The following is a 6,676-nucleotide window of genomic DNA, read 5'->3' on the forward strand; positions in this document are numbered from 1 at the left end:
CAAGTCGGACAGTCGTGATCATCCCCTCAACGTCGGCCCGCGAGGGCTTAACCTCCGCGCAGAGTCCCGTACCGCCAGGGAGGCGCCCCGATGTCGTCCGAACGTTCCGCGGAGCGCCGCACTGTGTCCGTCGACGGGCTGCGGCTGGGGGATCACGCGTGCATGGCGACGGCGGACGTAGCCGGGGAGTCTCCGTGGAAGGTGTTCACCGCGTACACGCGGACCAGTCTGGCGCGCCGGGAGAAGGTGCTGCTGGTGCTGGACCCGGACGACCTGACGGACGACGAGGTGGTCACGCTGCTGGACGGGGGCAGTGGCTGGGCGGTGGCGGCGCGGGACCGCGGGCAGCTGGCGGTGAAGCGGAACACGGAGATCTACGTCCCCGACGGCCGCTTCGAGGAGAAGCGCACGATCGACGCGTACGGCACCGAGGTCGGCCGGTCCCACGCGGAGGGCTGGTCGGGGCTGCGGATCGCCGCCGACATGAGCTGGGCGCCCCGGGTGCGTCTCGACCACGAGCGGCTGCTGGACTACGAGGCGTCGGTGGCACCGCTGTTCGCGGACCCGTTGTTCACCGCGATCTGCTGGTACGACCGGCGGCGGTTCGATGACGACCTGACGGCCCGTGTCGCACAGGCGCACCCGCTGCGGGTCGTGGAACGGCTCGACTCGCCGGCCGTCACCGGGACCCCCGAGAGCGGCCGGATCGTCGAAACCGCGGAGGTGGGCACCCGCACGGACTTCGTGGAGGCGCTGTGTGAGGCCCTGGACCGCGGGGACGACTCCGGGCCCGGTCACTTCGTCCTCGATCTGCGGGACCTGTGCTTCATGGAGGCGCACTGCGCCTGGCAGCTGATCAGTCTCGCCGCGTCCCTGCCTCCCGGCAGCGATGTGACCGTGCGCTGCGGGGAGCTGCTCGCGCTGGTGCTGGAGCAGCTGGGCGCCGCGGAGGTGCCGCAGCTGGTGGTCAGGGTGGAGGGCGAGGAGGCGGCGGCCGGGTGACCCGGCGGGTGCATAGGCCGTGTCCAACAGTTCGCGTCGTCGTCCGGTCGCGGAGATCCATAAGAAGGGCCCTAAGGGATGTCACGAATCGTCCCGCCCGGCGCACTCCCTCATGAGGCCGACGACCGGAGGAGCTATATGGATGGGTTCGACGACTTCTACGTCGCAGAGTTTGCGGCACTCGTGCGCTTCCTCATGAGGAACGGCGCCACGGAGCATGAAGCGGCGGATGCAGTGCAGGAGGCGTTCATCGAGGCCTACGCGCAGTGGCATTCGATCAGAAACCCGTCGGCCTGGATGCGGAAGGTGGCCTACCGCAGGTTCCTCCGCTCGGCCTGCGCGAGACAGCTGACCGTGGAGAAGCCGCCGGAGACCGCCGGACCGCTCTCGCCGGACGCCCTTGTGGAGCTCGACGAGGAGACGCGGTCGGTCATCGACGCCCTCGCAGCTCTGCCCTACGCCCAGCACCGAGTCATGAACTATCAGTACGACGGCTTCAGCCATGCGGAGATCGCCGACGAGTTGAACATGAGCCCCGAGGCCGTGCGGCAGAACCTCTGCCGAGCACGTCAGAAGCTCATCGAGTTGCTCAAGGAGTCCAGGAGCAAGGAGAAGGGGACCGACGATGTCTGACGACGACATGGCCACCGTGGATGCCATGATCCGCAGGGCCGACGGACGCGTGGACGAGGCGCTGCGCGCCCGGCTCGACCTCCCGGCCGGCCTCGCGGCGGTGAAGAACTGCTCGCAGCACCCCGCAGAAGAGGTTCGCGTGCCCCTCGCTCCGCACGAGCTGGCACAGGACATCATGGTACGGCTCAAGCCTGCCGAGCTTCCGCTGTTGAAGGCTCACATGGATGGCCGGCCCGCCGTCCGGCGTCCTCGGCGGAGATTCAAGTGGTTCACCCTCACCCCCTTTGGTTCCGGCGGACCGGCCGAAGTCGTGGCTCTCCTGGCACCGGTGGTCGCGGCGGTAGCCGTGGAGGTCGTTCGGTATTTCACGGCTGAAGTACTGGAGTCCCGTGCCGACCGGCGGAGGGACCGGGTACGTGAGCGTTCCGACGAGGTGCGGCGGATCGTCCGGGAGACGGCCGGTGAGGCAGGTCTGCCGGAGGAGAGGCTGGAAGAACTGGCCGATGCCGTGCTGGACGCGCTCGATGACAGCACCGACTGAGAACCCGGTGGAGAGCGGCGGGCTCCCGTCTCCACTGTCGGTCGTCTCCGGGACGTCAACGCGCTTCGCCCTCCTGGTGATTGCCATCCTCACCACCAGTGCCCAGCTGTTCATCGTGCTCTATCTGCTGGTGCCCGGCCGCGGGCAGGACGTATTGAGCACCCATTCGCTTTGTGAACAGAAGTACCAAAGTCGTGTCTCCGGCCTGGACCTGCGCTACGACATCGAGGTGCTCGTCGACGACGAGGTGCTGAGAAGGCTGCGGGAGGCCGAGCAGGAGCAGTGGGCATGTGTGGCCGGCGAGAACCGCGAGATGGGGTACTGGGTCTTGGGAGGCCTCGCGGTCGTACTGCTGGTCGCAGGACTCCTGTACGTGGTGACCCCACTGTGGCTGCAGTCCCGCTCAGGGGCGATTCCCTTGACGGGCAACTTGCTGAAGAACTTCGGTGACCTCAAGAAGAGGGCCAGGATCCCCTCGCACACCGACGTCACGCTCGTGCTGCTGCCTGCCTGGCAGGAGGACGGCTCGCTCGTGGCGAAGTCCGGCCTGAACGCATCGACCTACGGACGGCCCGGACGCTACGTGGTCCAGCTCGATTCCGGCTTCTTGTCCGAACACCACTCGGAGATGGTGCCCGCGGTCCTGTTGCACGAGCTGACTCACATCCGCAACCGGGACATGAGTATCGGAAGCGCGGCCGATGCGCTGTGGCGGGCGTTCCTGATGGTCGGTTTCGTCTCCTGCGCGGTCATCATGCCGCTCGGCACCGGGTCGATTCCGGCTGCGGACCTCCTCGCAGAGATCGCCCGGTTGACACTGCTCGCGACGATCAGCCTGTGCACGTACGCTTCCGCGCGCCGCCTCCGGGAGTTGCATGCCGACGCGGGTGCCGCCGACCATGGAACGGACGCACAGGACGGGCTGCTCCGGTTCCTGGAGAAGTTGGAGAAGGCGGAGAAGAACAAGCCCTCGTGGCGCGGGATCACCCGCCCGTTCGCATTCCATCCGTCCTCGCAGCTACGACGCAAGGTGGTCCGATCACCGCACGACATCCTGCGCGCGGGGTTCTGGGAGTCGGCCTACGTCGGCTGTGCCACCATGGCGGCCACGACAGGGGGGGTGCAGTACGGAGCGCTGTTCATGCCTGCCTGGACTGCCCAGGTGCTCACCGTCGGCGCGGCGACCGTGTTCGTGATCGGCGCCCTCGCCGCAGTGGTGTGGCGTACGGCGTTCCTCGCACGTCATCTGGGAAAGAGGCAGTTCCCCCTTCGCGCACTGCTCGGCCTCTGCGCCGGGATGCTTCTCGGCGACCCGCTCACGATGAGCCTGGATCTCCGTTACTGGGGTTCCCTTGGCCATTGGCCTGAGCTCAGCCCGGGAGCTGCGGTGATCTCGGCTGGGCTCCTATTCGCCGCTCTTCTTCTCGTCACCGCTTGGCTGGCCGGTATCGCCGCCCGTTGGCTTTCGCACGGGGAAGGAGCATCCCCTCGATCGATGTGGGCATGCACGACCGCTGTCGCTTCCGTGGTCTTCGGACCGTTCTTCCTCATGTGGTTCCGGGACCATGACGACCCGCCGATGCTCACCTGGACATGGTCGCATATCGCGAGGGTCGCCGGACAACAGGGATGGGACTATTGGGAGGGTCCGGCGAACGCCTTGCTGTCGTGGTGCTACGCACCTTTCCTTACCCTTCAGCACAATTGGCTGTTCCTCTCGGCACTGTTCATCATCGCCCTGGTCCCGCTCCTGGTGGGCACACGTCCGCCATTCGGTGTTGTGGCGATGACAGGGCTGGTGGGCGGCCTCTGCATCATTGCCGGGCAGGTCATGGCGCGGGCATTGCTGTATCGGGAGTTCCCCGGCACGGTGGCCCGCACCGGGTTTTCCGCCTACTACATCCACTGCCAGGTAGCGTTCTCCGTATGGGGCATGGCCATTGTCGGCGGCTCTCTCGTGGCACGGCGGTGGCCGGGCGCGGCTGCACTGCTGACAGCGCTCCTCGCGGGCACGGTTTCCGCCATAGCCCTGCCGGCCCTTGGCTTCGACGCGACAGAAGGTCTCGGCGAAGTAGAGGTATTCGGAGGCTTCACGGCCTCCGTGCTGCGGCAGATCCTTTTCGACGGTGCTCTGGCCGTCGGCGTCGCCATCTTGGTGGTGCGCACCGCCCAGGCGTCTGAACCGGCCCCTTCACGGGAGTTCAGCTCGCCGCGGCTCCTACGGTACGGGGCTCTCAGTCTGGCGGCCCTGGCCGTCCCTGCGACTGTCGCCGTTGGGATGGAAGCGCCTTCTTACAGGCTGCCTGAAGATCCCTGTGCGGCCGTCGACATCTCTTCCGTGCGATATCTCGCCGGCCCCGAACAGTCGATGAGCACTGCCGAAGAGCCCGTCAAAGCCCCTGAAGACAGGCGTCGCAGAGCAGGACAGAGAATGATGTGCGCCCTGACGTTGCAGGGGGAGAAAGGTCTTCTTCGGGTCGACGTCATGGTGTCCCTGCCCGCAGACGGTCGCACAGGTGCGCTGCGTGTCCTCTACGCCGCAAGAAGGGAGGGAGAATGCGGAGGCAGAGGGTACCGGGAACTCGAAGATGTGGGCACGCTGGCATGGGGCAAGCACTCGGTGACCCGAGAAACCTCGTCCACGCCGCCCGACCTCTTCCGGTCCGAGTACGTGGTGTGCGTTCAGGACGGAGGGCTGTTCCTCCACACACGCGTCACATGGTGCAGTGACGCCGATCCCGACGTGGACATGGGTTTCCTGGTCAAGGAGGTCGCCACCAAGACCATGACGCGACTGGCGGAGGAGAGCAGACCGCGGGCCTCAAGCACATTCGGGCCGGGAGTTGTCGCCACATGTCACACCGGCGATGCCGCGTCCCTGCTCCAGCGGGTGTGAAGCACCGTTCCACCACGTCGCGCGGCTTCGGGCATCGGGCAGTTCATGTCGGCGTATCGCACGACCATGATCCACCAACCGAGATCATTTGACCTCAGGGCCTAGGACCACGACCGCGCGCTGAACCAGGCCGCCACCTGACTGCGGTTGCGAAAGCCCAGCTTGGCCAGGATTCGTTCGACATGGCCCTCGGCGGTGCGGCGGGCGATGACGAGATGGTCGGCGATCTGCTTGTTGGTGCGGCCCTGGGCGACGAGGGCCGCGACCTGGAGCTCCCGCCGGGTGAGCGGCACGGGGTCCGCGGGCGGTCCGGCGGTCGCGGCGCTGCCGGGGGCGGGATTCCCGGCCGGGGACCGGCCCTCGCGTAAGTCGGGGGCGGGCTCCTTCGGTACGGCGGGGGCGGGGCCCGTACGGCCGACGGGGGCGGGGCCTCCATGTGCGGCTGGGGCGAGGCCCCTCGGCGCGCTTGGGGCGGGGCCCCTCCGCACCACGGCAGGATCCTCGCGTAAGGTCGCCGTCCCCGCCCGCTCCCCACCCTCGGCGAGGGCGTACGCGACGCTCTCCTCGGGCGACAGGCCGGCGCCGCGCAGGCGGGCCCGTTCGTAGGCGGGGTCGCCGAGGACCTGGCGGGCACGGCGTTCGGCGACGCCCGGCCGGCCCGCTCGGTGGGCGGCCGTGGGGTCGCCGCCGATGGCGTGCCAGATGCGGTCGACGGCCCCGTGCAGGACGGCGGCCCGCTCGGCCCGCCCCGCCAGGGCCTCGGCGGCGGCGAGCAGGTCGAGGGTGCGGGCGAGGCTCTGGTGCTGGCCTTCGGTGTACGGCAGCCGCAGGCAGGCGCGGGCGTGCCCGGCGGCCCGCGCGTACTCCCCGGCCGACCAGTGGGCGAGGGCGAGGGTGCGCAACGCCCAGGAGCGGGCCCACTGTTCGCCGTGGGCCTCGCACAGGGCGACGGCCTCGGCGCACAACGGGATCGCCTCGGCGGCGCGGCCCCGGCTGACGAGGGTGCAGGCCAGCTCGATCCGGGTGAGGACGACGAAGGAGGCGTGGGACGTCCGGGCCAGGCCGCCGGGGCCGAGGGTGACGGGCGGCGGAGCGGGCACCGGGAGCTCCGAGTCGTCGGCGGGCGCGGGCCGGGCGGGATCGAGACCGGCGAGGACGGCGGCCGAGCGGCTGTGCACCAGCGAGGTGAGGGCCCCCGCCCACAGGGCGCGGGTGAGGGACCCGTCCGGTCGGGCCCCGACCAGCAGCGCGCCGTCCATCCAGTGCCGGCCCTCGCCCCAGATGCCGTACGCCACCCAGTAAAACCATAGGGTGGAGGCGAGCCGCAGCCCGTGCTGCGCCTCGCCGGGGGTGGTGAGGCAGAAGTCCAGCGCGGCCCGGAAGTCGTCCTGGTCGATGCGCAGCCGTTCGGTGATGCCGACCTGGTCGGGGCCGAACCAGGCCCGCTCGTACGCGGCGCCCAGTCGGGCGAAGTGGTCGCGGTGCCGCCGCCGGGTGGCGACCGTCTCCCCGAGGTCGTTCAGCTTCTCCAGGCCATAGTCGCGCAGGGCGGCGGCCCCCAGCGCGGCATCCTCAACGTGGCCCTCGGCTACCGCTATCCGCAG

Annotated in this window: 5 protein-coding genes; 4 read left to right on the forward strand and 1 reads right to left on the reverse strand. The window is 69.1% G+C overall.

What is annotated here, in order from left to right:
• Positions 1-90 precede the first annotated feature (90 nt).
• The 4 genes from M8J73_RS09700 (at position 91) to M8J73_RS09715 (ending at position 5,072) form a co-directional block, all read left to right on the forward strand.
• A complete protein-coding gene (locus M8J73_RS09700; protein WP_055540843.1) occupies positions 91-1,002 on the forward strand; it encodes an MEDS domain-containing protein in 912 nt (303 codons plus the stop codon).
• A gap of 78 nt (positions 1,003-1,080) precedes the next feature.
• Positions 1,081-1,635 carry an RNA polymerase sigma factor gene (locus M8J73_RS09705; RefSeq protein WP_079055056.1) on the forward strand — a complete coding sequence of 185 codons (555 nt, stop codon included), beginning with the start codon at positions 1,081-1,083 and terminating at the stop codon, positions 1,633-1,635.
• Positions 1,628-2,176 carry a hypothetical protein gene (locus M8J73_RS09710; protein WP_055540845.1) on the forward strand — a complete coding sequence of 183 codons (549 nt, stop codon included), beginning with the start codon at positions 1,628-1,630 and terminating at the stop codon, positions 2,174-2,176. Before M8J73_RS09705 ends, M8J73_RS09710 begins: the two co-directional genes overlap by 8 nt.
• Entirely contained in the window at positions 2,160-5,072 is a 2,913-nt protein-coding gene (locus M8J73_RS09715; RefSeq protein ID WP_249828471.1) for a M48 family metalloprotease, read from the forward strand. The genes M8J73_RS09710 and M8J73_RS09715 overlap by 17 nt, the downstream gene beginning before the upstream one ends.
• 101 nt (positions 5,073-5,173) lie before the next feature.
• Here M8J73_RS09715 and M8J73_RS09720 read toward each other — a convergent pair.
• Positions 5,174-6,676: LuxR C-terminal-related transcriptional regulator (locus M8J73_RS09720; RefSeq protein WP_249828472.1), on the reverse strand; the 1,503-nt coding region annotated here is incomplete at its 5' end.

The sequence above is a fragment of the Streptomyces neyagawaensis genome (assembly GCF_023516595.1).
In the GTDB taxonomy this organism is placed as follows: domain Bacteria; phylum Actinomycetota; class Actinomycetes; order Streptomycetales; family Streptomycetaceae; genus Streptomyces; species Streptomyces neyagawaensis.

Coding starts and splice junctions, on each gene's coding strand:
- M8J73_RS09700 (WP_055540843.1), top strand. CDS start 91: ATGTCGTCCGAACGTTCCGCGGAGCGCCGCACTGTGTCCGTCGACGGG.
- M8J73_RS09710 (WP_055540845.1), top strand. CDS start 1,628: ATGTCTGACGACGACATGGCCACCGTGGATGCCATGATCCGCAGGGCC.
- M8J73_RS09715 (WP_249828471.1), top strand. CDS start 2,160: ATGACAGCACCGACTGAGAACCCGGTGGAGAGCGGCGGGCTCCCGTCT.
- M8J73_RS09705 (WP_079055056.1), top strand. CDS start 1,081: ATGTCACGAATCGTCCCGCCCGGCGCACTCCCTCATGAGGCCGACGAC.